This window comes from Streptomyces sp. ASQP_92 (genome assembly GCF_025399895.1).
GTDB lineage: Bacteria > Actinomycetota > Actinomycetes > Streptomycetales > Streptomycetaceae > Streptomyces.
The window spans coordinates 1-23,286 of record NZ_JAODUA010000032.1 but is presented as its reverse complement, the minus strand read 5'-3'; the positions used below and the strand labels follow the sequence as shown (position 1 = coordinate 23,286).

General features: G+C 69.0%; 25 protein-coding genes and 3 pseudogenes. 11 read left to right on the top strand and 17 right to left on the bottom strand.

What is annotated here, in order from left to right; genetic code table 11:
* Positions 1–168 precede the first annotated feature (168 nt).
* From N4G70_RS34930 to N4G70_RS34910, 5 genes are all read left to right on the top strand, one after another.
* Complete coding sequence (locus N4G70_RS34930; protein ID WP_261716811.1) at positions 169–1,107, top strand: alpha/beta hydrolase; 939 nt, start codon at positions 169–171, stop codon at positions 1,105–1,107.
* Positions 1,108–1,117: 10 nt separating this feature from the next.
* A complete protein-coding gene (locus tag N4G70_RS34925; protein ID WP_261716810.1) occupies positions 1,118–1,870 on the top strand; it encodes a YafY family protein in 753 nt (250 codons plus the stop codon).
* 59 nt (positions 1,871–1,929) lie between these two features.
* A complete protein-coding gene (locus N4G70_RS34920) occupies positions 1,930–2,331 on the top strand; it encodes a transposase (protein WP_261716809.1) in 402 nt (133 codons plus the stop codon).
* A gap of 41 nt (positions 2,332–2,372) precedes the next feature.
* A complete protein-coding gene (locus N4G70_RS34915; RefSeq protein WP_261716808.1) occupies positions 2,373–2,654 on the top strand; it encodes a hypothetical protein in 282 nt (93 codons plus the stop codon).
* A gap of 97 nt (positions 2,655–2,751) precedes the next feature.
* The gene (locus N4G70_RS34910) at positions 2,752–2,931 is read left to right on the top strand and encodes a putative Ig domain-containing protein (protein ID WP_261716807.1); all 180 of its coding nucleotides are present in this window, start codon (positions 2,752–2,754) and stop codon (positions 2,929–2,931) included.
* Positions 2,932–3,033: 102 nt separating this feature from the next.
* Here N4G70_RS34910 and N4G70_RS34905 read toward each other — a convergent pair whose 3' ends face one another.
* The 5 genes from N4G70_RS34905 to N4G70_RS34885 all read right to left on the bottom strand — a co-directional run bounded on the left by N4G70_RS34905 (position 3,034) and on the right by N4G70_RS34885 (position 5,477).
* On the bottom strand, positions 3,034–3,219 hold the full coding sequence (locus tag N4G70_RS34905) for a hypothetical protein (protein WP_261716806.1): 186 nt from the start codon (positions 3,217–3,219) through the stop codon (positions 3,034–3,036).
* A gap of 65 nt (positions 3,220–3,284) precedes the next feature.
* The gene (locus N4G70_RS34900; protein ID WP_261716805.1) at positions 3,285–3,872 is read right to left on the bottom strand and encodes a DUF4240 domain-containing protein; all 588 of its coding nucleotides are present in this window, start codon (positions 3,870–3,872) and stop codon (positions 3,285–3,287) included.
* 305 nt (positions 3,873–4,177) lie between these two features.
* Entirely contained in the window at positions 4,178–4,363 is a 186-nt protein-coding gene (locus N4G70_RS37275; protein ID WP_261716804.1) for a hypothetical protein, read from the bottom strand.
* Between the two features lie 375 nt (positions 4,364–4,738).
* Positions 4,739–4,870: a keywimysin-related RiPP gene (locus tag N4G70_RS34890; protein WP_261716803.1), complete on the bottom strand. Its 132-nt coding sequence runs from the start codon at positions 4,868–4,870 to the stop codon at positions 4,739–4,741.
* Positions 4,871–5,111: 241 nt separating this feature from the next.
* Positions 5,112–5,477, bottom strand: coding sequence for a helix-turn-helix domain-containing protein (locus N4G70_RS34885; RefSeq protein WP_261716802.1), 366 nt, complete (start codon positions 5,475–5,477; stop codon positions 5,112–5,114).
* Positions 5,478–5,560: 83 nt separating this feature from the next.
* On the opposite strand from N4G70_RS34885, the gene N4G70_RS34880 reads away from it, so the two are divergent.
* Positions 5,561–6,469: an NAD(P)-dependent oxidoreductase gene (locus N4G70_RS34880; RefSeq protein WP_261716801.1), complete on the top strand. Its 909-nt coding sequence runs from the start codon at positions 5,561–5,563 to the stop codon at positions 6,467–6,469.
* 406 nt (positions 6,470–6,875) lie between these two features.
* Here N4G70_RS34880 and N4G70_RS34875 read toward each other — a convergent pair whose 3' ends face one another.
* Complete coding sequence (locus N4G70_RS34875) at positions 6,876–7,487, bottom strand: bifunctional 2-polyprenyl-6-hydroxyphenol methylase/3-demethylubiquinol 3-O-methyltransferase UbiG (protein ID WP_261716800.1); 612 nt, start codon at positions 7,485–7,487, stop codon at positions 6,876–6,878.
* Between the two features lie 79 nt (positions 7,488–7,566).
* Between N4G70_RS34875 and N4G70_RS34870 the strand changes: the two genes are divergently transcribed.
* Positions 7,567–8,256, top strand: a complete 690-nt coding sequence (locus N4G70_RS34870; protein WP_261716799.1) for a TetR/AcrR family transcriptional regulator — start codon at positions 7,567–7,569, stop codon at positions 8,254–8,256.
* 40 nt (positions 8,257–8,296) lie between these two features.
* Here the strand turns inward: N4G70_RS34870 and N4G70_RS34865 are convergent, their stop codons facing one another.
* Genes N4G70_RS34865 through N4G70_RS34855 form a run of 3 tightly spaced genes read right to left on the bottom strand, consistent with a single transcriptional unit; the run spans position 8,297 to position 12,482 of the window.
* Complete coding sequence (locus tag N4G70_RS34865; protein WP_261716798.1) at positions 8,297–9,907, bottom strand: FAD-dependent oxidoreductase; 1,611 nt, start codon at positions 9,905–9,907, stop codon at positions 8,297–8,299.
* A 57-nt stretch (positions 9,908–9,964) separates the two neighbouring features.
* Positions 9,965–10,933, bottom strand: coding sequence for a diiron oxygenase (locus tag N4G70_RS34860; protein ID WP_261716797.1), 969 nt, complete (start codon positions 10,931–10,933; stop codon positions 9,965–9,967).
* 31 nt (positions 10,934–10,964) lie between these two features.
* Positions 10,965–12,482, bottom strand: coding sequence for an NAD(P)/FAD-dependent oxidoreductase (locus N4G70_RS34855; RefSeq protein ID WP_261716796.1), 1,518 nt, complete (start codon positions 12,480–12,482; stop codon positions 10,965–10,967).
* Between the two features lie 1,189 nt (positions 12,483–13,671).
* Here N4G70_RS34855 and N4G70_RS34850 point away from each other — a divergent pair.
* A complete protein-coding gene (locus N4G70_RS34850) occupies positions 13,672–14,412 on the top strand; it encodes a class I SAM-dependent methyltransferase (protein ID WP_261716795.1) in 741 nt (246 codons plus the stop codon).
* A gap of 23 nt (positions 14,413–14,435) precedes the next feature.
* On the opposite strand, the pseudogene N4G70_RS34845 reads toward N4G70_RS34850, so the two are convergent.
* The 3 genes and pseudogenes from N4G70_RS34845 to N4G70_RS34835 all read right to left on the bottom strand — a co-directional run.
* Positions 14,436–14,646, bottom strand: a pseudogene (locus N4G70_RS34845) (transposase); the annotation flags it as partial.
* A 49-nt stretch (positions 14,647–14,695) separates the two neighbouring features.
* Positions 14,696–15,157 carry a hypothetical protein gene (locus tag N4G70_RS34840; protein WP_261716794.1) on the bottom strand — a complete coding sequence of 154 codons (462 nt, stop codon included), beginning with the start codon at positions 15,155–15,157 and terminating at the stop codon, positions 14,696–14,698.
* 453 nt (positions 15,158–15,610) lie between these two features.
* On the bottom strand, positions 15,611–16,240 hold the full coding sequence (locus N4G70_RS34835; RefSeq protein WP_261716793.1) for a polysaccharide deacetylase: 630 nt from the start codon (positions 16,238–16,240) through the stop codon (positions 15,611–15,613).
* 459 nt (positions 16,241–16,699) lie between these two features.
* Between N4G70_RS34835 and N4G70_RS34830 the strand changes: the two are divergent.
* Positions 16,700–16,870: pseudogene (locus N4G70_RS34830) on the top strand (hydrolase); the annotation flags it as partial.
* Between the two features lie 128 nt (positions 16,871–16,998).
* On the opposite strand, the gene N4G70_RS34825 reads toward N4G70_RS34830, so the two are convergent.
* Positions 16,999–18,522 carry a M1 family metallopeptidase gene (locus N4G70_RS34825; protein WP_261716792.1) on the bottom strand — a complete coding sequence of 508 codons (1,524 nt, stop codon included), beginning with the start codon at positions 18,520–18,522 and terminating at the stop codon, positions 16,999–17,001.
* A gap of 402 nt (positions 18,523–18,924) precedes the next feature.
* On the opposite strand from N4G70_RS34825, the gene N4G70_RS34820 reads away from it, so the two are divergent.
* A complete protein-coding gene (locus N4G70_RS34820; RefSeq protein WP_261716791.1) occupies positions 18,925–19,311 on the top strand; it encodes an amidohydrolase family protein in 387 nt (128 codons plus the stop codon).
* 526 nt (positions 19,312–19,837) lie between these two features.
* Here the strand turns inward: N4G70_RS34820 and N4G70_RS34815 are convergent.
* Positions 19,838–20,266 (bottom strand): MarR family winged helix-turn-helix transcriptional regulator, encoded by a 429-nt coding sequence (locus N4G70_RS34815; RefSeq protein WP_261716790.1) that lies wholly within the window; start codon positions 20,264–20,266, stop codon positions 19,838–19,840.
* Entirely contained in the window at positions 20,263–20,661 is a 399-nt protein-coding gene (locus N4G70_RS34810) for a polyketide cyclase (RefSeq protein WP_261716789.1), read from the bottom strand. Before N4G70_RS34810 ends, N4G70_RS34815 begins: the two co-directional genes overlap by 4 nt.
* Positions 20,662–21,796: 1,135 nt before the next feature.
* Here N4G70_RS34810 and N4G70_RS34805 point away from each other — a divergent pair.
* A complete protein-coding gene (locus tag N4G70_RS34805) occupies positions 21,797–22,087 on the top strand; it encodes a DUF2087 domain-containing protein (protein WP_261716788.1) in 291 nt (96 codons plus the stop codon).
* Positions 22,088–22,438: 351 nt separating this feature from the next.
* Here N4G70_RS34805 and N4G70_RS37270 read toward each other — a convergent pair.
* Both N4G70_RS37270 and N4G70_RS34795 read right to left on the bottom strand, forming a co-directional pair.
* Positions 22,439–22,573: pseudogene (locus N4G70_RS37270) on the bottom strand (flavoprotein); the annotation flags it as partial.
* Between the two features lie 364 nt (positions 22,574–22,937).
* Positions 22,938–23,286: hypothetical protein (locus tag N4G70_RS34795; RefSeq protein ID WP_261716787.1), on the bottom strand; the 349-nt coding region annotated here is incomplete at its 5' end.

Here is a 23,286-nt window from a genome sequence, read left to right as displayed (position 1 = left end):
CACCTGCTCGGTCGGTCTCCGTACCCCACCGGCTCCGCCATGCCACCGGCCCGCGTCGATCGGACGCCTCGTCACGTCGGCCCGGTAGGCGATGCGACAGGAGAGTGACGTGGATCACCGGGAAAGGGTGACAGGACGTTGTCGCGGACGGCTACGACCATGGGCAGCATGACGATCACAGACGAGGACTGCCTCACCGAGACCCTGGCGTTCAACAACCAATTCGAGGCCTCTGCCGCGGACCGACCGGCCCGCGAAGCGGCACGGGACGCGGCCCTGCTGGCCGGACTGCGGCGTAACCGGCTCGGTGGCGACACACCGCCGGTAAGACTGCCGTACGGCCAAGACCGCGTCGTTGAGGGCGGCGTGAAGGTACGGGTCTTCGTACCGGACCACGTTGACGGCGTGTACCTGCACATCCACGGAGGCGGCTGGGCGTTCGGTTCCGCGGACGGGCAGGACGAGAGGCTGTGGCTGCTCGCCGAGCGGGCACGGCTGGCCGTGGTGAGCGTGGACTACCGGCTCGCACCGGAAGACCCGTTCCCCGCCGGGCCCGACGACTGCGAAGCGGCCGCTCGGTGGCTGGTGCGGCACGCCGTGGCCGAGTTCGGCACCGAACGGCTGCTGATCGGCGGTGAATCGGCCGGTGCCCACCTCAGTGTCGTGACGCTGCTGCGCCTGCGCGACCGGCACCGCATCACCGGCGCCTTCCTGGCGGCGCAGCTGCTCTTCGGCCCCTACGACCTGTCGATGACGCCAAGCCAGCGATCGTTCGGCTCCAAGCGGCTGCTGAGCAATACCGACTCGCTGCGGCAGACCTATGAGCTGTTCACACCCGGCATGGGGGCGGAGCAGCGCCGTGACCCCGAGGTCTCACCGCTCTTCGCCGACCTTGCCGGTTTGCCGCCGGCCCGGATCGTTGTCGGTACCGAGGACCCGCTGAGGGACGACTCGCTGTTCCTCGCCGCGCGGTGGCAGGCGGCAGGCGCGCCTGTGCGGCTCGGTGTCGTCGCCGGGGCCATGCACGGCTTCACGCTGTTCCCGCTGACCGTCACCGAGCGCGAACTGCGGCGCGAGCGGGACTTCCTGTCCACCGCGGGGCGGTAGCGTCGCCGGCATGAACCGCACTGCCCGGCTGTACGCGCTGGTGGAGGAGTTGCGCGCGGCGGCGCCACGGCCGCTGACGGTCGCGGTGCTGGCCGGGCGATTCGAGGTCAGCACGCGTACGGTGCAGCGCGACCTCCAGGTGCTGATGGAGACCGGTGTCCCGGTGCGCACCGCCCCCGGGCGGGGCGGGGGCTGGTCGATCGACCCGGACATGACCCTGCCCCCCATCCACTTCACCGCCGAGGAAGCCTCGGCGCTGGCCGTCGCCCTCGCCGCGGCCGACGCCGCCACCCCGTACGCCGGCGCGGCCCGTACAGCAGCCCAGAAGATCGCGGCCTCGATGACCGGTCCTGCCGCGGCGGCGGCACAGGAACTCGCCGCTCGGATCGTTACGCTGTCCTCGCCGCCCGACTCCTCGGTCCGCGGCGCGGTGGAACAAGCCCTCACCACCAACACCGTGCTACGGCTGTCCTACACCGACGCGGCAGGACGCGAAAGCGACCGCGCGGTAGAACCGGCGGGCCTGCTCAACGCCGATGGCCAGTGGTACCTCATCGCGTGGTGCCGCACGCGACAGGCCGGCCGGGGCTTCCGCCTGGACCGCATCACCACAGCGGCTCCCACCACTGAACAGGCCCAGCCCCACGACCTGACCGAACTGCTGCGCGGCTCAGCCGCAGCCGACGCCGTGCACCCCACATCGCTCGCTTCCCTCATGCCGCCGTCTTCAGCGAGTAGAAGGCACCTTCCCGGTGAACCTTGACGGGTACGGCACGCGGGTGTGTTTCGAAAGTGGATCTTGAGGCGGGATGATCTTGGTTCGTGGCGCGTGGAGACCTGACGGATGCACAGTGGTCCCGGCTGGAGCCCTTGTTGTCTCAGGGCAAGAAGCCGGGCCGGCCGCCGATGTGGACACGACGGCAGTTGATCGACGGCATACGCCGGCGGACCCGGACGGGGACGCCGTGGCGCGACGTCCCGGAGCGGTACGGCCCCTGGGGCCGGGTGTACGACCTGTTCCGACGCTGGCAGCGGGACAGCACGTGGTACCGCAAGAAGCGCGGTTCCCACGGTGGGCGGCCGCCGAAATTCAACAAGGGCGACTACAAAGAGCGCCACGCGGTGGAGTGCGGAAACAATCGTCTCAAGCGCAACCGTGCAGTCGTTATGAGATACGACAAGGTCGCAGCCGCTACAAGACAACCGTGCCGGTCGCCGCCATAAACGAATGGCTCTGAGCCTGTATCCGCTGCGATCCTGCGGCCGTGAACACAGACCTTCCCCATGGCTGGACGATCGAGCGGGTGCGCTCCGCATCAGGGGACCCCGAAGCAGCGCTACTCTCCCCCGAACGACTCGTCGTTGCCGAAGAACACGGCCAAGCCGACTACACAACCATCCACCCTGGCATCATCCTCTCCTTCCACGGCACGTGCCTCGCGAGAGTCGGCGACGACTGGTTCATGGGGGAGCTCCGCGCTGACGGTTCACTCATCTGTTGGGCCTCCTACGGCCCTGATCTGGGCGAAGCGATACGCGGGTTGTGAGCTGTCAGGCAGTCATCCTGATCACTTTCGAAACACGCCGTAGGGAAGCGGCCACTTGTCCGGTGACAGGTGGGCCAGGCGGCGTGAGGTCAGGGTCGTGACATTGGAGCGGCTGGCCGTCGGTAGCGCCGGGGCGGCCGGACTGAGCGTCGGCGCCGCCAGCGGAGTCATCTCGGGCACGCCCACCACCTGGGGATGGCGTACCGCAACGCTGACCGTCACCCACGCGGCCGGGAAGAAGGCCTCCGCCACCGTCTCCTTCACCGTGTGGTTCTGAGTCCGGCCGACGAGGAGGCGGAACGCGCCCGGGGCGTAGCTGTCCTCCTCCGCAGCCTTGCGGGCTTCGAGCGCAACGGCGTCCGCGGTCAGTGCGCCCGTCTCACGGCCGCCGCAAGGCCGGTGATCGAGTGTTCGTGGGCCAGGTGGCGGCCCAGAAGGAGGCCCTCGAGCCGCCCTTGGCGATCAGGCGTTCGTGCCGGGCGACTTCATCGCGGCCGTCGTGGACCACCAGGTCGGAGGCGTGCAGTATCGCGCCGAGGGTTCGGCCGATCAGCCGCACCGGCACCGAGTAGCGGTTGGTGCGGATGCTGATCTGTTCTCTGAACTTGGCGGCGAAGGGGTCCGGTGAGCTCAGGCCTCGCTGTGCTCAAGGAAGAGGCGGGCCAGTCCGGGGAAGCGGGCCCGCATTTCCGAGGCGTCGTCGAAATCGAAGCTCTCGCCCATATCGGCCGGCGCCTGGTCGGAGCGGGGTGCGCAGAACTGGTCGTAGTCGTCGTAGAAGGTGCAGTCGTCTTCGTCGCCGTGGATGCGCTCGTAGGCGTAGGAGGCCGCGTAGTTGATGCTTTCGTTGAACAGTGCCTCGTCGCTGTCTTCGGCCGCCGCAGCGATGACGTCTGGATGCTGGGCGAGAACATCGGGGGCGGTGGCGGCCCGCTCGTACCACTGTCGGCCCTGCGCAATCAGTCCGGCGCGGAAGTCCATGAAGGCGTCGTCGGAGCATCCTCCACCGATCAGATAGCCAACAGCCCACATATCCCAGCGGTAGATCGCCCCGTGCAACTGATCAAAGCATTGCTGGTATTCGAGGATCGTCTGCATCGAGGTCGCCGCAAGCCGCTCGACCAGGGCCGATACGAATGCTTGGCCGGGGTCTCCGGAGGCCGAAGCGGCGTCGGTTCGTGCTGTTTCGATGACGGTCCAGAAGTCGTCGATGTTCATGGCCGCACCCTCTCACCTGCCACTGACATCTGACTTCGGGGGTTGGTTGTGGAGGGGGGCGGCATGGGGAGGTCAACGGTTCGCGGAGCCCGCCGGTCGATCTGGGAGAGCTTTTCGTTCGCTCCCGCGAGGCTGGTCTGCAACCCTTCAACCTCGCCGAGCCAGCCCTCTCGCTCGGCCTCGGCGATGCGGGCGATGATGTTGTCTCGGATATTGACGATCCGGACTCGTTGGGCCGGGTCGGACTGGCGCATCGAGCATCGCAGGCAGGCGTTCTCATGAATGCAAGGAGTTGAAAAGGCCCGTTAGCAGAGGCCGGTGGCGACCTTGCGCCGTTCGAAGTGACCGCGGTAGGGCTCGGCCCCGGTGGGCCGGGCGAGCAGGTCGGCGGTGCTGGCGGCCGCGGCGACATCTTGGGTGGTCGTCCGGAGGACCAGCCGCAGCCCGGAAGCGGTGCCCTGCACCCGTACCCGGCCGTCGAGTGACGCCATCAGGTGGAAACTGCCCGGAGGGGGGAGGGGTACGGGCCAGCGCGTCGAGCTGCGCCAGGTCCGTCAACTGCTCGGCGCGGGCGCGGAGTTCGCCCGGCGTGACGGGGCAGCAGCCGAACACGGCGAGAGCGGCCCGCCGAGTCTCGGCGCTCACGCATTCGCCCTCGTTGCACAGCCCCACGCTCCACGGGCGTCCGGAAGGACGGTCGAGCGTGCGGGCCGACTGGGTGGTCCGGATCGGAAGGTGATGGGGGGAGACAACGGGCCACGGCGAGCGCGTCCCGCAGTCCGGAAGGACCGCGAAACACGCGTCACCGAGGCCCGCGCCCGCGTCATCGAAAGAAGACGCCATAGTGCTGGATCAGCGACCTTGGCTCAGTTCTTGCTGAGGATCAGCCGGTCGTTGCTGCTGCGCTGAAGCAGCCCGGTCTGCTTTCGGAAGTCGCCGGGCCGGACAAGAGTCGGGACCCCGCACGCCCTCTGGCTTCGGTGCCTCGGGGCAGCCACGCCATCCCGGAGCCGGCCCTTCGGTGCGGCGAGTGAGTCCCTCGCCACAGCCGAGCCTGACGCCCGTCCCGTTGGCCTTCGTCAAGCAGCTCCATGGGCGGCGCGGCATCGCAAGGGGCAAGGAGCAAGGGGACGTTGGAAGTCGTGGAGGGAGTTCGCGAGACGGCCCCTGACCGGACACAGGTCGGGTGGCCAGTGCCGATGAACCACCGGCCGTGTCTGCCGTCGACCGCGCGCACGCTCACGAGGTCTCCGCTACGTCGACCGTTTCGGAGCCTTCGCGACGCACTCTCTCAGCCCCCCAGGCGCCGAGCGGCCCGAGAGCTTGATTGAGCGTGCGCCCATGCTCGGTCAGGGAGTACTCCACCCTCGGAGGCACCTCGGCATAGACCTCTCGGTGCACGAGTCCGTCCACCTCCATCTCACGCAGGTGTTGCGTGAGCATCTTTTCGCTCACTCCCGGCAGACCGCGACGGAGCTCGGCGAAGCGCCGTACGCCATGGGCGTCGAGTTCCCACAGGATGAGCCCCTTCCACTTGCCGCTCACCACATCGAGCGCGGCATCGATGCCGCAGATGTAGGGCCCACGTCTCGGCGCCTTGGCCATCACTGTTCCCCTTACTAAAAGGTAAGTACCGCAGAAAATAGTAGGTACTTCCGAGAGTGGGGCCGCGCTCCGAGCATGGAGGTGTGAACGAACAACAGAACCACAGCATCAAGCAAGAGATCGCCGTCACCGTGATCGGGCTCGGCCCGATGGGCCAGGCGATGACACGCACCCTCCTGGCTGCCGGCCACCCGGTCACCGTCTGGAACCGCACCGCCGGCCGGGCCGACGGCGTCGTCACCGCCGGAGCAGTGCTCGCGGCGACACCGAAGGAGGCGGTCGAAGCGGCTGACCTCGTGATCCTCAGCCTCACCGACTACCAGGCGATGTACGACGTCCTCGGCAGCGCCACCGCATCGCTCGCGGGCCGGACGCTCGTCAACCTGAGCTCCGACACTCCCGACCGCACACGCGCGGCGGCGACTTGGGCGGTCAACCACCATGCCACCTTCCTCACCGGAGGCGTCATGGTTCCCGCGCCGATGGTCGGTACGGAGGCGGCCTACGTGTATTACAGCGGCCCCGACGAGGCGATGCGGAGCCACCTGGCGACGTTGACACTGCTCGGCACACCAAGGTATCTGGGCGAGGACCCGGGCCTCGCCCAGATGATGTATCAAGCCCAACTCGCGGTGTTCCTCACCAGCCTGTCCGGACTGATGCACGCCACCGCGATGCTCGGTGCCGCGGGAATGAAAGCCCAAGAGGCACTGCCGGAGTTGCTCTCCGCCGCCGACTCGATTGGCGCCATCGTGCGGGCCGGCGAACAGAATCCCGGCACCGCGCTCGATGCCGGCGAGCATCCCGGCGACCTCAGCACAGTCACCATGATGGGTGCCACGTCCGACCACATCGTCGAGACCAGCACATCACTCGGCCTCGACCTGGCGCTCACCCGGGCCGTACAGGCCCACTATCGGCGCGCGATTGAGGACGGACATGGCAGCGACAACTGGACTCGTATCATCGACGGCATCCGAGAGCCGCGCTGACCGGATCCGGGACCGGTAGACGCCCGTCCGGCCGGGGCTCCCCCCACCGCCGCCATCACCCGCACCTCGGCGGACGGCGCCCCGGCATCCAACCCGGCCGGCCCCCACCCCACTCCCCCAGTTACGACCGAGCAACCGCAACCGCCTCCAAGGGTTGACTGGGTCCTGGCGGAACGAACACGGGGAGCCAGGGGACTGCAGCGAACAATGTCCGTAGCCTCCAGAGCCTCCAGGCCCGCAAGCATGGGGACCAGCCCCGATGCGGTGCCTGGGGCGGGGTTCTCCCCCGACCCCTTCTTCCCCTGGGCCCCCAGAGGAGCCACGGTTGTCCTCCCCTCCTCCCCCGGAAGGGCCACGGTCCCAGCTCTGTCGCGGCGGAGGCAGTTTCGGCCGCCGCTGCCCTCCGTCAACGGTCGCGGCGGTGGACGCTGACGGCGTAGCCGCCGCCCTCGTACGGCGCCGCGTCCCACGTGGCGAAGCGGCCGGTCGGGGTGAGGCCGGCGGCGGCGCAGTGGCTGTCGTACTGCGCCAGCGTGAGGGCCGGCGGCACGGGCAGGTGGGCGGCGTCCAGGCCGAAGCCCGCGACCAGCAGGCCGCCCGGGCGCAGGGCCGCCGTCAGCCGCGCCACCACCGTGGCCTCCGTGCCCGGCGCGACCAGCGGCAAGACGTTCCCGGCGGCGACGACCAGGTCGAAGTCCGCGGCGACACCGAGCCGGGCGGGATCGAGCGTGGCCAGATCGGCCTGGAACCAGGGCAGGCCGGGCGCCTGTTCCCGTGCCACTTCCAGCATCGAGGCGTCCAGGTCGACGCCCACACAGTCGTAGCCGAGCTCGGCAAGGCGGATCATCACCCGTCCGGTACCGCATCCGGCGTCGAGCACCCGGGCGCGCGGCGCCACCAGCGCCGCGCAGAACGCCGCCTCGCCGTGCACGTCCTTGCCTCCGCGGGCCAGCGCCTCGAAGCGCGCGGCGTACTCGTCTCCGGATGTTCCACCGGTCAATTCCTGCCAACGACTCATGTGCCGAATGTAGTTCGTCGGAGCGGGCGGGCCGCGGTCGGACCTGGGGCGCGCTGAGCCGGTCCTATATCCTGACCAGGTGGCGGACAGAACCGGCGGAGAGCCGCAGATCGACGGACGCTCCACCCGGTGGGACGAGCACAAGGCCCAGCGTCAGGTCGACCTGGTGGACGCGGCTGTCGCGCTCATCGAGGAGGAGGGCACGCGCTTTCGTGTGCAGCGGCTGGCCGAGCGGGTGGGGCTGCCGCGCTCGGTGCTCTACCGGCACTTCAAGGACCGGGCCACGCTGGACGAGTTGATCCGCCGGCGGGTGGTGGATTCGTTCATGCGGCGGATGGAGCCCACCCTCACCTTCGAGGGGACCGTCGAGGACGCCGTACACCGGGTGGTGGGCGCGCACCTGGACTGGGTGGCCCAACACCCGCGTCTGTACGCCTACATGGGAGTCGCCGAGCATGCGATGGGCGACGGCTCGCTGGTGGCGGACACCAAGACGGCCATCGCCCTGATGCTGAGCGACCGGTTCGGGGACGTGCTCAAGGCACTCGGGGTGCCCCAGGCGCCGATCCGTTCGGTCGCGGTCGGCATCGTCGGTTTCGTGGACACCGCGGTCAACCAGTGGGCGCACGACGAACGGCGGGAGCAGTCCGAGGAGGAGTTGCGGGCGATGCTGTGCCGCTCGGTCTGGGCGATCCTGGACGCGACGCTGCGGGACCTCGGCGTGGAGCTGTCTCCGCAGCAGCGCGTGTCTGATCTCGGGCCGCACTGACCGCGCTCCCCGCCACCGGTGAGCCTCCGAGCGCCGAGCCTCAGCCACGTACCGCCGGAACGGATCGCGCCGCCGCGCGATACAGGGACTCGGTGTCGGTGAGCTTGACGCGGGGGCGGCCCTGGGCCACGCCCGTCGCTCGCTCCGCGCGGTCGATCGACCGCCAGTCCTCCAGGCCGAGGGCGTCGCCCGCCGCGGTCACGGTGGACAGGGGCCGGGTGAGGTGGCCCGCGGCGAAGTCGTCCAGGAGGGAGGCGACCGTCTCCTGGGCGCAGGTCTTGTTGGTCCCGATGAAGCCGGTCGGCCCCCGTTTGATCCATCCCGCGACGTAGACGCCGGGCTCGACGCGTCCTGCCACGTGCGGGATCGTCGCGGTTTCCTCGTCGAAGGGCAGGCCGGGGACGGGACGGGCCCGGTAGCCGACACAGCGCAGGACGAGGCCGGTCTCCAGGGTCCGGGGGTCACCGGTGGGACGGGCGCGGACGGTGCCGTCGTCGTCGGTGTGCAGCATGGTGGAGGTGACCTCGAGTGCGCGCACACGGCCGTCGCCGATGATCCGCACCGGGCTTGTGAGGAAGCGCAGCACGATACGGCGACGCCCCTGGACCGGCGTGCGGGCGGCCAGTTCCGACAGCAGCCGCGTCTTTTCGTTGGTGGCGGGCGAGAGGTCCTCGGGCCACCCCTCCACGCGCACGTCCACGTCTTTGAGGGCGCTGAGCGCGAGGAGTTCGGGCACGGTGAACGCGGCTTGCGCGGGTCCGCGCCGGCCGAGGAGAACGACCTCACGGATCGTGCTGCTGCGCAGCGCGGTGAGCGCGCGGTCCGAGATGTCGGTACGGGCCAGGACTCCGGGATCGGCCGTGAGGACGCGGGCGACGTCGAGGGCGACATTGCCGTTGCCGATGACGACCGCGCGGTCCACGCCGAGGTCGTGGTCGTCGTGCGCGCGGTCGGGGTGCCCGTTGTACCAGGCGACGAAATCCGTCGCACAGATGCTGCCGGGCAGGTCCTCGCCGTCGATGCCGAGCCGCTTGTCGGTCGCCGCTCCGACCGCGTAGATCACCGCGTGGTGCTCCCGCAGCAGGTCGGCGTGGGTGACGTCGGTGCCGACCTCGACGCCGAGGCGGTAGCTGAAGGCGGCCTGCGACTCGATGACCCGGAACAGTTCCGTGACGCGCTTGGTGTCCTGATGGTCCGGCGCGACGCCCGCCCGCGCGAGGCCGTACGGAGTCGGCAGGCGGTCGTAGACGGTGACGCGCACACCCGCGTGCCGCAGCAGCTCGTCGGCGGCGAACAGACCGGCCGGCCCGGCCCCCACGACCGCGACGGACAACTCGCCCTGGGGAAGGCGGCGTTGACCGGGCACCACGTACATGGGGGCGCGGTCGGCGTGCGCGTTCTCCTTGTAGTACGAGGCGTTCAGCTCCAGGAACGGCAGTTCGGCCTCGCCGAGGGCCGTGTGGGGCTTGAGCGCGTCCACCGGGCAGGCGGTCGTGCAGGCACCGCAGTCCACGCAGGTACGTGGATCGACGTACAGCATGTCCGTCGTCCCGAAGCCGGGCTCGCCCGGCGCGGGGTGGATGCAGTTGACCGGGCAGGCCAGCACGCAGGAGGCGTCGGCGCAGCAGGATCGGGTGACGACGTACGGCACGGCGGGCTGGTCTCCGTTCGGGCGGTCGGGGGAAGGCGGTGCGAGGCCTTTCGGCCTTCAGTCGGCGAGCGGGGCCGGCTCGCCGCGGAAGCGCGCGGGGCGGCCGTCGATGCGCAGGGCCCTCCACAGCGGGCGGGACGTCTTGTTCATCAGGCCGATGTCCTCGGCAAGCATCCGCACGTCGGAGAAGAGGTCGTGGAGCAGTCTCCGGCCGGCGTCGGACTTCCAGAAGACGTCCTTGAGCACCCAGGCCGGGATGCCGACCTGCGCGGCGGACTTCCGGTCGGGGATCATGATGACGTCGCACAGGCTGCGCATGATCAGCGGAAAGAGCACGGACAGTGCGCCCCGGCGAACTTTGCCGAAGCGCGGGACGCGCAGGCGCAGGAACTCGTGCGCGAAGGAGATGTGGCGGGCTTCCTCCGCTATGTGGATCTGCATGATCCGCTTCGGCAGGGGGTGCACCGGCTCCCCGCTGCGCAGGGCCGCCTTCTGCAAGTGGTCTATCGGCTCCTCACCGGCCAGGATGCCGGTGAAGAACGCCTCGGGGTAGAGGGAACCGAACAGGGGCAGGACGCGGCTGAGTTGACGGAACCAGCGCTTTCCGCCCGCGGTGTCCACGCCGGTGCGGTTGACCAGTTCCTGGAACATCTGGGTGTGGTGGGTCTCTTCGGTGACCTCGTGGGTGAGGTACCTGAACTCCTGGTCCTGGTTGCCCAGTTGGTAGACGTAGTCCAGCGCTCCGCGCATGAGCAGGTTCTCGAACTGCATGCCCACCTTGGCGATCACTGCCCAGCGCCAGATACCTATACGGATCTGTGTCTCGGTCGGTTGCTCCTGGTACCAGGGGTGGGCGCCGAGGGCGTCCGCCGAGGTGAGGATCCAGCGCGGGTCGCTCGTGTCCACGGCGAACTCGGGGTCGTCCCACTTGATGTCGGTGAAGGCGTTGAAGTGGACATTGACGGAGCCTTCGGACAGGGTCCGCAGGCGCTCGTCGTAGGCCTTCCTGGTCGGGTGCGCGGTCATCTTCGTCCTCGCTTGTCTGGTGGGCCGCCGGTCAAGCGGCGCGCGTCGTTTCCTGAACGCCGGCCGCGGTGTCCGCGCCGGACGGGCCCGTCTTGGCGAAGCGCAGTGCGGCGTCCTCGATGGGGGCGCTCCGCAGCATCACGCGGTCGCGGTAGTAGTTGTTCCACAGCCGCCACGGGTCGCGGGTGCCCTGGCGCGGCATGGCCTTGTCGGCCCGCGCGATGTAACCGGAGGTCAGTGCCTCGCCCATGACGGAGAACTCCGAGCGGTCGGCGTCCGAGGCCACAGGGGTGGCGATGTCGTGGCCGTGGCGCCGCATGTGCGCGAGGAGGCGGGCGGTGTAGTCGGCCGCCAGGTCCGCCTTCAGGGTCCAGGAGGCATTGGTGTAGCCGATGATGAGGGACATGTTGGGCACGCCTTCGAGCAGGACGGCCTTGTAGAGCACACGGTTCGTGACGTCCACCGGGCTGCCGTCGACGGTGAGGGTCATGCCGCCGAGGAGGCGGACGCTCAGTCCGGTGGCGGTGACGACGATGTCGGCCTTCAGCTCCTGGCCCGACCGCAACCGGATGCCGTCGGCCGTGAACGTGTCGATGAGGTCGGTGGCGATGGCCGCCGTGCCGCTCTTGAGCACCTTGAACAGATCGCCGCCGGGGACGACGCACAGCCGCTGGTCCCAGGGCTTGTAGCGGGGGCTGAAATGGCGCATGTCGACGCTCTTGCCCGCCCGGGCCCGCACGAGCCCGAGGAGAACCTTGCGGGCGAGCCGAGGGTAGGCGCGGCAGAAGGCGTAACTCCCGCGCTGCAGCGCGATGTTGCGGGTGCGGGCGATCGAATGGGTCAGCCGGTCCGGGACGTGCAGCTTCTTCAGGACGGCGGTGAGCGGGTCGACCTCGGGCAGGGCGAGGATGTAGGTGGGCGAGCGTTGCAGCATGGTCACGCTCGCCGCAGCGTCGGCCATGGCGGGGAGCAGGGTGATGGCGGTGGCGCCGGATCCGATGACGACGACGTGCTTGCCCGTGTGGTCGAGGTCCTCGGGCCAGTGCTGGGGGTGGACGAGGGTGCCCTGGTAGTCGGCCTCGCCGGGGAACTCGGGGCGGTAGGGCTCGTCGTAGTCGTAGTAGCCGGTCGCGCCCACGAGGTAGCCCGCGCTGTAGGACTCGCGTCCGCCGGTGGTCTCGTCCTCGACCTCGACCGTCCACCGGCCGTCGGCGTGTGAGAAGTCGGCGCTGATGGCGCGGCGGCCGAAGCGAATGCGGTCGAGGACCCCGCCGTCCGCCGCGGCGTCCTCGACGTACTGCCGGATGTCCTCGCCACCGGCGAGGATGCGGGCCCGACGCCAGGGGCGGAAGCCGAACCCGAAGGTGGCCATGTCGGAGTCGGAGCGGATGCCGGGGTACCGGAACAGGTCCCAGGTGCCGCCGACCCGAGCGCGTCGTTCCAGCACCACGACCGAAGCGCCGGGATTGTCCCGCAGGACGTGGCACACGGCGCTCACACCCGATATCCCGGCGCCGACGACCAGGACGTCGACGTGCTGCTGCTCCATCGCGGAGACCTCGCTCTCGCTCGTGGGCGCCTGATCGGCGCAGGGGCCGGAAGACCGCTGCCACTCAGGACGCTGACACTTGCTCAGACTCGTGGTGACACCCAAGCGCCTCCTCGCAATTTACCTGCGACACAGCGTTTCAGATACCGCCGGTAACGTGACGTGAGTCACGGCCATGAGATGTTTCGTTCCCCCCAGGGGGCGTGCTTCAGCGGAGGGAACTCCTTGATACCCAGGCGCCCTTGCGCGCGGTGCAGCACCGTGTCGTCGATGCCACCTGCGTCCCGCAGCCGAGGACGGCCATCCGGCGCTCGCCGAGCAGGGCGAGGTGCCGCCGCCCCCGGCACCGCCGCTGCTGCGCCGGGAGGGCCGCGGTCCCGTCCACCGTCATCGGTACCGACGAGGGGCAGCGCGGCTCGGCCGCACCACCGGACGCCGTCGTGGCGCAAACCGCCGCAGAGCGACCCGGACTGGCCACTTCGTCAGCCGTAGGAGTACGCGCTTCGACCGGTTTGCCCGAGATGGAGGCTGGACGGCCATCCAGCGGGCGCGTCGGTCATCGAATGCGGCGACGGAATCCGCGATCGGGAGCATGTTGCCGACGGGCCCAGGTTCATCGCCCCGCCCCTCGAGAGCTATGATCGACCCAATGACCTGAACGTGTTCAAATCGGGGGGCTCATGCGAGGGCAAGGCATCTGGGAATCCATCGCGTATCGAGCCCCTCGGTCCGGCCTCGATTCCTGCGTTACAGAGAGGGCGTGACGCGGTGGGCGCCGGCCTTGGGCTGCTCCTCCTTCCCCTCGCGCTCTATTTCGCGCTGGCGTTGTCCCTGTGCCGCAAGCTGGCCGGACGTACTACGCCAGCGATCAGGTGGCTGTTCGTCTCGGCGCTCCTCGTCCTGCCGGGTGGGTTCATCGGCGCTTGGTGGCTGGCTGGGATGTACGCACTGCCGGGTTCCTGAGAACTCCAGACGGAATGATCTCCAAGGCAGAAGGTCGCTGGATCGCTCCGGGGTGGTGATCCGAGATGCGGGGCGGTTCGGCCGAAGCCCTGGCGAGGCATAGACGCGTTGTGGGCGGTACAGCGGTACAGCGGTACAGCGGTACAGCGGTACAGCGGTACACAATGAGGCGCGGAGAATTTAATGCGTCGACAGCGCCCCTCGGCACCCGGCACAGTGGCCACCCGTGACGAGCAGTGAACTGTGGACCCGCGCGACCGCCGACCGCTACGACGCCGAGGAAGCCGAAGCGTCCTCCGCTGCCGTTCTCGGACCGACCCTCGGCTTCCTCGCCGAGCTCGCCGGAGACGGCCGGGCGCTGGAGTTCGCCATCGGAACCGGACGGGTGGGAGTCCCGCTCCGGGAACGCGGCGTGCCGGTGGTGGGCATCGAACTGTCCGAGCACATGGCAGCGGTGCTACGGCGCAAGATCGACGAGGACACCCTCCCGGTAGTCATCGGGGACATGGCCACCACCGTCGTTCCCGGCGGGTTCTCCCTGGTCTACCTCGTCTACAACACCATTACGAACCTGCTCACCCAGGACGAGCAGATCGAGTGCTTCCGCAACGCCGCACGGCATCTGGAGACCGGCGGCCGGTTCGTCATCGAGCTGGGTGTGCCGCCGCTGCGGCTCCTGCCGCCCGGCCAGGTCGCGGTGCCGTTCGACGTCTCCCAGCAGCATCTCGGCTTCGACACCTTCGACCTGGTGGAGCAAATGCTGGTCTCGCACCACTTCACCCGCGACGGCGACGACGGCCACTACCGCCGCGCAAACTCCCGGCACCGGTACGCCTGGCCGGCGGAGCTCGACCTGATGGCACGGATCGCCGGGCTCGAGCTGGAACGTCGCGTAGCGGACTGGGACGGGTCCCCGTTCACCCAGGACTCCGCCAAGCACGTCTCCGTATGGCGCAAGCCGGCCTGAGGTCGGCCACCGGGCCTGTCCTTGTCGTGGTCGTAGCCGCGGTCGCCCAGCACAACGTCCGGGCGGCGCCGGGGCCGGCCCCGCATGCTCTTACCGGCGGCACGGCCTGAGGCAGCGGGATCAGCCGGGTGCGTCATTGCGGTTGCCGCCGGTCAAGGTGGCGGCAAGCGGGATACCGGTGGTGTCGGTGTTCAGGTGATGCTCACTGTTCTTCTTGCCCCGGTCACCACGGCTCCGTCCCGTATTGGATCCCCCGTCCAATGTAGGGCGCCGGTTCGGCGGGCTACGTCTGACGAGCTGAGGCAAGCCGGGTCAGGTGACCCCCTACGCTCTCCTTCGCGAGGCCCGGCACGGCCCGCATGAGTTTCTCCGTGATCGACTCCTGCGCTATCACGCTCTCGGGGAAGCGCGGGACCGCTACTTCGTCGTACAGCATGAATGAGTCCCAGTCGTCCGGGTCGGAGATGCCACGCCGGTCGACGACCACGGCGCGGGTCGGTACGGACCGTTGCGTCGCGGCGGCGATGACGGCTGATTCCACGAGTCGCACCTCTTCGGGGTATAGACCGTCCAGCCAGAGCATCTGGATCTCACAGCCGAACGGTTCATATACGTACTCGTCACAGACGTCGGTGTCCGCGGACAACCACCACTGCATCGTGAGGGACGCGATCCGCAGATCGAGCAGGCGACCGAGCTCCTCCTGCCCTACGAGGACCTGTTCCCCTTCGATGTCGAGAAGCACGGCCTGGCCCCTTGTAGGGTGCACCAGCGCCATCCCGTGCGCGCCGAACAGCGCCACCTATTCAGCGAAGACTGACGTGGCCCCCGACTCCCGGTACCACCGGATGAAACCCTCAGCCATAGCTGGGCATTGGGCAGCGTGCGGTTGTGCGCATGTTCTTGTTCTCCGAAGGTTCCAGGACCCGCCTGGTGGCGATCCCGGTGTGTAGTCAAGCAGGTATTAGGCGATTCTCGTTGCGCGGTAGTCGTGGTGCCCCGAAGGGGCTTCCACCTGCAGCAGGTTGCGAGAACTTCGGCTCCCCCCGGGGCCGAAGCCGCCCCCTGCGCGTGGGGATACATGCCTCCAGTTCCGGTACCACGACGATGTGCGACAGGTGGTGGCTCCCGCGCACAGCCGGGCACCACCACCTGTCGGACGCCGGACATCAGGCACCGGCGTCGAACCGCCCTCCGGTCACACCCAGACGCGTACGGCCTCCATACGGCGTGACTGTCCCGTGGTGCCCGCGTACACCGGGTTGCCGCCGACCGAGGCCAGCCAGCCGTAACCCTCCACGTGCGCCTGCGCCCCCACGCTGCCCGTGCCGACCTGCACGCCGAGCGCTTCCATGCGCCGCGACTGCCCGGTGGTGCCGACCGTCACGACGTCGCCGTCCCGGCCGCAGGCCCAGCCCTGCCAGCCGATGTCAGCCAGGTGGGCGTTGGCGCAGACACCGCCGACACCACTGGTCGAGATCGCCAGAGCCTCCATCTGGCGACTCTGGCCGGTCGTCCCCGCCACGTTGCCGCCACAGACCGCCGGCTGCCAACCGATGTCCTGGACGTGGGCGGCGTAACAGACCACCCGAGCGTTGGGCGCGAGCGAGCCACGTGCTCGGCTCGTCGCCGCCTTCAGCTCCGCGACGACCGCGGCAGGCGCCTCGACGACCGAACCGCCCGCACCCGCCCTGCTGACAGCCGGGGCTGCGGCCACCGCCGGGCCCGACGGTTGCGCCGCGGCCTCGGCCACCCCCGTGGCTCCCAGGGTGCTCGCCAGCGCGAGCCCCAAGATCACGCCCATTGTCCTGCCTATGGTCTTCTTCACGACTTTCCCCTCCTTGTACCGACTGGTCCCGCATATCTGTACTTGCGTCCGCAGAAGGGAACAACCGCTTGGCACGGTTACGGCCGAGAGCAGCCCCGGCATGGCGCGCTCCGGGAACTTGCGGGGACGACGGCATCTGTGCGTTGACTTCACATCGTTCAACTCCGTTGTAAATCCGGGGTGTTGGGTGCTTGTCAGTTTCACCTACGAAGGAGTTGGCGGCCGAGGCCGAGACGCGACGACCGGGCGGCCGGTTTGCGTCGATGGTGACGCCACCGCATTTGCACCCCTCGCAAAGGGGCAACTAGGCCGGGTCACAGCGAGGGACGGAGAACGAGGTCGTCGCGAAAGCCTCGCGAGGTGCGGGACCCGGGATGGTCGAGGAGAGGGGCGGTGCGCCGGTGAACGAGAGTTGGCCGCGGTGGCGTCCGCCCTCGGGCCGAGGTCGATGGGGGCGGCGTGTTCGATGACGTCCAGTTCCGCGCCGCCCCGAGCGCGGATCCGCTCACGTCCGACAATGCGGTCATGCTGTTCGTGGACCATCAACCGCAGAAGGCCTTCGGCACGGGAAGCGGGGACCGTACCGCGATCATCAACAACACAGTGGGGCCGGCGAAGGCGGCGCGCGCCTTGCATGAAGGCTCATGATGGTCAGTCAGGGACCCTTCGATTAACGGCGGTTGGCCTTACTTCGACGCCATGACCACCCCATGCGGTCTTCTTTTCTCTCCGTGCACACCAACCAGCAGGTGAGTGCGCTACCGGGCCGACGGTCCGATCGCCCCACCCCGGCGTCCCACCAAGGACAGGGCCTTCTGCCCCTGCTCCTGCGCAGACCTGGACGTGTCCCGACGGAGGAGGACGCGCCCGCCAGGGACCGGCGGCTGACGCGTGCCCCGGTCGTGCGCCCGGATCCGGTGCTCCTGCCAGAACGCCGTCAGGTCCTTTCCGGTCGCCGCCTGCGCGGCGCTCATGAAGGCGTCGTCGGTTGAGATGCCGTACCAGTGGTCGCGGGCGTAGCGTCGCAGCATATGCTCCATCGCCGGGGTGCCGAGTACACGCTCGAGGTCGTGCAGCGCGCACGAACCCGCCCGGTATACGACGGCGGTCCAGCCGTTCTGGCCCGGGGGCCGGGCCCAGTAGCCCATGTCGGCGGTGATCGTCGCGTCGGGGCGCGGCCAGAACACGTCGGGCCAGCAGCCCTCCGCGCTGTCGCCATAGAAGAGCTCTTGGGCATAGGTCGCGAACGACTCGTCCAGCCACGGGTCGGCGTACTCGTCGTCGCCGACGATCCCGTACCACCACTGATGGGCGATCTCGTGGACCACGGCGCTGCCGTCCGGCCCCGTCGACACCAGAACGAACCCCGGGTACTCCATGCTCCCGAACGTGAAGTCCGGGCTGAGGACGATGTCGAGTTCCCCGTATGGATACGCGCCGAAGCGCTTCCCGAACGAGTCCACCGCCTCCGCACTCTCCTGTCGGGCCGACGCGACACCGGACGGGTCCGTGTTCTCGGTCCAGTAGGCCCGCACCCGCACGCCGCCCGGGCTGGTCGCCACGGCGGTACGGAACGGGCCCGCGGCCCACGCGAAGTCCCGTGCGCGGTGGGCCGTCGAGACGGTGACCGACCGGCCCGGTCCGCCCGGCCCGGTCGTTGTCGTGCCGGTCGCGGGCACGGCGAGCCGGGCGGGATGGTCGAGAACGACGCGGAAGTCGGCGGCGAGCGTGAAGTAGCTCTCCCCGAAGCCCACATCGGGATCCAGGTGCCAGCCGCGTCCGTCACGCACGGCCAGGACGGGAAGCGCGTTGCCGAGATAGCGGAAGTCGCCGCCCCGGCCGAAGCGCGCCATCCGGTCCGGCACCGCCAGCGACACGTCAAAGCCCACGGAGGTCCGGGCGCCCGGAGCGAGGGGGTGGGCCAGGCGAATGCGCAGCGCCGTGCAGTTCACCGATGGAGCGTCGGCGACACCGCCGGTGACCCGGGAAACACTGACGGGCGACGGGCCTCCGGGACCACCGCAGCCGTCGGCGCCGTTGCCCCACAGCCGCACGTACACCTCGCGCAGCGCCGGGCCCGTGCCGGTGTGGGTGAACGAGATCCGCTCTCTCCCCACCCATCGGGTGCCCGCGTCGTCGGCGCGCAGGGTCACGTCGTAACTGATCCGGTCGGGCGTGCTCGCGGACTGATCGGCCGCCTGCGCGACCGGAGTGCCGGTCAGGAGGGCGCAGAGCACGATCATGGGTCCAACGAGCAGGAGGATACGGCGAGTTGGAGTCATGCGTGGGAGGCTAGGGAGAACCGCGCGCGGACGCGACCCCTCCGGCGGCCGGTCATTCGGTCACCGCCGAATCATCGGACTCGCAACCCGCGTGCAGATGAGCCGGCCGATCGACGGCCGGCCGGCCACATGACGCAGGGCCTGACTCTTGCCCGGCGGTCACACGGGCGGCCCCGGTGCTGCGCGATGGTGGCTGCGGGGTGACACGTACCGGCTATGGATGCGTTGAGCGATTGCTGGGCCGCATCGGTGGAGGGCGCTGGTACCCGATACCGCCAGCGGGGAGGCGTACTTGATAACAGCCGCCGATGCGTGGGTGCAACACCCAACGCTCCGTCATCCCAACCACGACATGTGCGAGTCGTTGCGCCGGTAGACGACCCGGGGCTGCGGGAGGAGCCGTTGCCGGTCGAGACGACGGTGGCCGCCATGGGCGCGGCCGATGTCGAGATCGGCCTTGTGGCGGCCTGGTACGGGCCGCAAGGCGTGCTGATCAGCAACGACGAGTTGGCCGAGTTCGTCGCTGAGCCCGGCGGACGGCTGCGCGGGGTGGCTGGGGCGGGCCGCACCCGGCGGCCGGGACAGGCCGTGCGGGAACTGCGCCGCGCCGTGGAGCAGCTCGGCTTCGTGGCGCTGCGGATCGTGCCCCGGCTCCGGCGACTGCCGCCCACCGACCGGCTGTATCACCCGCTGTACGCCGCCTGCGTCGAGCTCGACACCCCGTTCGGTACCCAGGTCGGCCACACGGGCCCGGTGCGCCCGTCCGAGACCGGCCGCCCCATTCACTAAAGCGACCAGGTCGCGCTCGACTTCCCCGAACTGACCACAGTGTGCGGACACACCCGCTACCCATGGACCACCGAGATGATCTCGGCGTCCGACAAGCACACCAACGTGTACTCGACACCAGCGCATGCACGGCCCGCCGCTACCCGCGCGAGCTGGTCGAATAGCTGCGCGGGCAAGGTCGCAGGAAGGTGCTCGCCGGCGCCAACTACCCGATGATCACCCCCCGCCGACGCGCTGGAACACCTCGATGAACCGGGCCACGACGAGGAAACGACCGAGCTGTTCCTCTCCGGCAACGCACGGCGCGTCTTCACCGGCGATGACCTCTCCTGCCGGCTGGATTGAGCCTCGCATGTGACCATCGGGCCAACGGGAAGGTCACCACCACCCTGGCTGGTCTGGTTGGCGTAAAGGGCTGCACCGGGCGGCCTGGGCCTCTCAGATATGCCCCCGACGCCGCCTCAGGCCACAAGAAGTGGGCATTCACGACAGGTGGCTTCATCCTCAGCTCGTCCGAGGCGAGGGCTCACTCCTCGGGTCGGGCGAGGCGGCTGAGCAGGGCCACGACGTCGCCGTGTGCCACCGGCTGAAAGAAGCGTGCGTCGACGTCCTCGACGGCCGCGATCGCGCGCGGCGCCAGTTCGGCTCCGGCGCTGGTGACATGCAGTCGTTTGGCACGAGTGTCGCCGGGGTCGACCTCGCGCGTGATCAACCCCTTGGTCTCCAGGGCTCGCAGAACCTGCGAGGTCATCTTGACGTCGGTGCCGGCCTGGCGGGCGAGGGTGAGCTGGTTGGGGTGTTCGTCGTGGGTGTTCATCCACCAGGTGCAGGCGAGAAGAACGAACTGGACATGGGTGAGGTTCAGGGGGCCGAGGGCCGCGGCGATGTCGCGCTGCCAGCGCAGCGTGGCGTGCCAGAGCAGGAAACCGGGGCTGTCGCCGGGCTTGAGGGTCATCGGGCCTGTGCCAGCTCAACGAGGGCGGCCATGGTCTCCGGCCAGTCCGCCGTGATGGCCGGACCGATCTGCGGCCCGACCTCGTCGGCCCCTGCCCCGGTGATCTCCATCCGGTACATCACCTGGGTGCGCAGGCTCTCACCCTTGCCGATTCGGTGGGTGGTGCGCAGGAGTAGCCCGTCGAAACGTGCCTCATCCACGAAGAGTTCGTTCGCAGCCACCTCGGCAACGAGCAAGTGCACGGGGTCGTCCCCGGCGGGCGTCATGACGATCTCGGCACCGGCCTCGAAGGGGCCACTGATCCGGATGCTCGCAATGTCGGCGTTCCAGTCCCCCCAGTTCTGCACATCGGCCCACAGCTGCCAGATCGCCTCGGGCGCGGCGTCGGTCTCCATGCTGTGCTCATACGTCCACATCAGTAATCTCCTGGGCTCGCTCGGTTCGCGCATTTAGTCTTCGCATAGACTATCTGTACACAGACTGTCTGTCGAGACGTAACAAGAAGCCTCCGAGCCCTCAGGGTGCCGACACTCGTTGCTTCGCCTTCTACACCCCGTTGGGCCGAGGGGCCAAGGGGCCAAGGGGCCGAGGACTTCGACAACTTGCACGTCACGTCCGGGCTGGCCGGCTCGCGGACACCAAGGCCTCGTACGACCCCAACCCGACGAAGAATGGTGGACTCCGTCCATCCCGAGTCATCGATGCTCAGGCAACTCCCCGGTCTGCGCGTGAGCCGCCTTTCCGGCGGAGTGATCACGGAAGCGGGTCACAGCCGTCTTCAAGCTCTACCCGGAGTTCCGTGGGAGAAAAGTCGGCAGCCAGGTTCCGGGCTGCGGCATGATGTCTGCATGGAAGATCAGGCTTTCGAATGGGTGACGCTCTTCCGGTATGAGAACGTTCCCGGTTGTCCCCGGCCGGGTCGGCTGACAGCGGATTGACTGCGGGACCGCGGTATCGACTGGGACCCGTTCGCTGAGGACGAGGTCCAGGTCGACCTGATGTGCGGTGTGCGTTCGGACGGGCACTGGCACGGCACGTTCGCTGTGCGCTTCCGTGCCGACGCACTTCAGCGGCTCGGTCTGCATCCCGACCAGCCGACGTCAGCGGCGGCGGACCCAGGCGCAGGAGTCGCAACGAAGCCCATCCGCCCGCTGATGGGTTGAGGAGCGTCCTGTTCGGCTTGGCAGATCCAGTCGTTGAGGAGATGTCCGCGCTGGTTGCGGACCAGGTCCGCGAAGGTGCGGGAGTAGGTCACAGGTCCGGCTCACGTCCGGGCAGGCGAGAGGGACTTCGGGGGACGGAGCGTTGCTCTTGGCTGTCGGTGACAGCCTCGCGGGCGTCGCCGCGTGATCCAGGAGGTGATCTTTCGCCGTCTCAGGATGTCTGCGCGGATCGGCTTGGCGGGGCCCTGCTCGCAGTTCAGTGAGGTGCCCTGTGCCCGACGTGAAGGCGGTAACCCGGCCGCGCTCGCCCTGCACCTCCGCCGATATTGCGTTGCCCCGAGCCGCTCACTTGCGCGAGGGTGCCCGCATGGAGAACAACGCCGCCACCCCGGACGCCGCCACCGGCTCCCCCGCAGTCGCCGCCCTTTTCTCGCGCGGGCGGCTGACGGCGCTCCCGCGCAAGACCGCGCGCCGCGAGCAGGTGCTCGCCCACCTCGCGGGGACGCTCTTCGCGCCCGGCCATGACTACACCGAGCGCGAGATCAACGACGCGCTGCGCACCGTGTACGACGACTTCCCGGCGCTGCGCCGCTTCATGGTGACCGGCGGCCACCTCACCCGTACCCGGGACGGGGCCTGCTACCGGCTCCCCCAGTAGGTCACGAAGTCGGTGCGCACCACGGCCACCGCGACGACGACTGCTCCGGCAGCCTGGTGATCGGGCGTCAGGCGGGGAGCGCATCGATAGCGTCCTGCCAAGGGTAGGCGTCGAGGTCGCCGTGCTTGGGCTTGTGGGGAACGAAACCGCGTCCCCCGAGCAGGAGACGCTCGCTTCGCGCGGCAACGCGATGTGGCCGGCCACGGCAGGGTGTACGGCTTGGGCATCGTTGAAATGCGGCAGCGCGATGATCGGCAGTCCCAGGCCGATGCCCTCGGTGATCAGTCCGGGGGCGAGGGTGTCGCTGATCCGGGTGGCCCACTTCGCGAGCGTGTTGTTGGTGAGCGGGGCCACAACGATCGCGTCCGGGGCAGGCAGGACGTCCGGCTGTGAGGGCAGCTTGTACTGCCAACGGACCGGGCGCCCGATCCGCTTCTCCAGAAGCTCGACCTCGCCGTCAGCGTCCTCGCTAAGCCACCGGTACACGGACGGCGTGAGGATCCCGCACACGTCCCAGCCTGCCTTCTGGGCGGCGTGGGCGGGTACGTGGAGGCGCCGGGCGGGCCGCCGGCGCGGCGATGAGGTACAGGGTGCGTGTGGTCACCGGGGAAGTCCACAATGGGCAACAAGAATGCACAAGTACCCCTCGGCCAAGCCAGCACCCAACAGGCGCATTTTCTCCACGAGTTGCTTGCTCCTGGGGCGGCAGAGGACTTGCTCGGAGGCCACTTCCTCCGCCTTCAGCAGTGTGACGACCGCTTCGGCCGCTTCGGTGCGAAGTGCCGCCAAGAGCAAGCCACGTGCCTGCCCGGCGTCGAGACCTTCCCACCCGTGCGGTCGCCGGGGCGGTTCAGTTGAGATAATTCACCCAGCCTGGTACGGACGGGTCGTAGCTGGCGATCGAGTCAAGAACCAGGGCGGTGAACGGCACCCACTCGTCCTCGGGGGCCCACGCCTCCCCATCGTCAGCCTGGGCGCAGAACGGACTGGGTGCCCATGCCACCAAAATGTGATCCTCGGTCATCTCATGGACCCAGCCGAGGAACTCCCTGCCGTCAACAAGCGTGAAGCTCACCTTGTCAGCGCGTTCAGAGCAGCCGGAGAAGTAGTCGTAAAGCGACTGACCTTCGAACATGTGACCAGCGTAGCGGTACGAATGCGGGAGCCGCTGCGCCCAGCGCTCCGTAACGCTCGGCCAC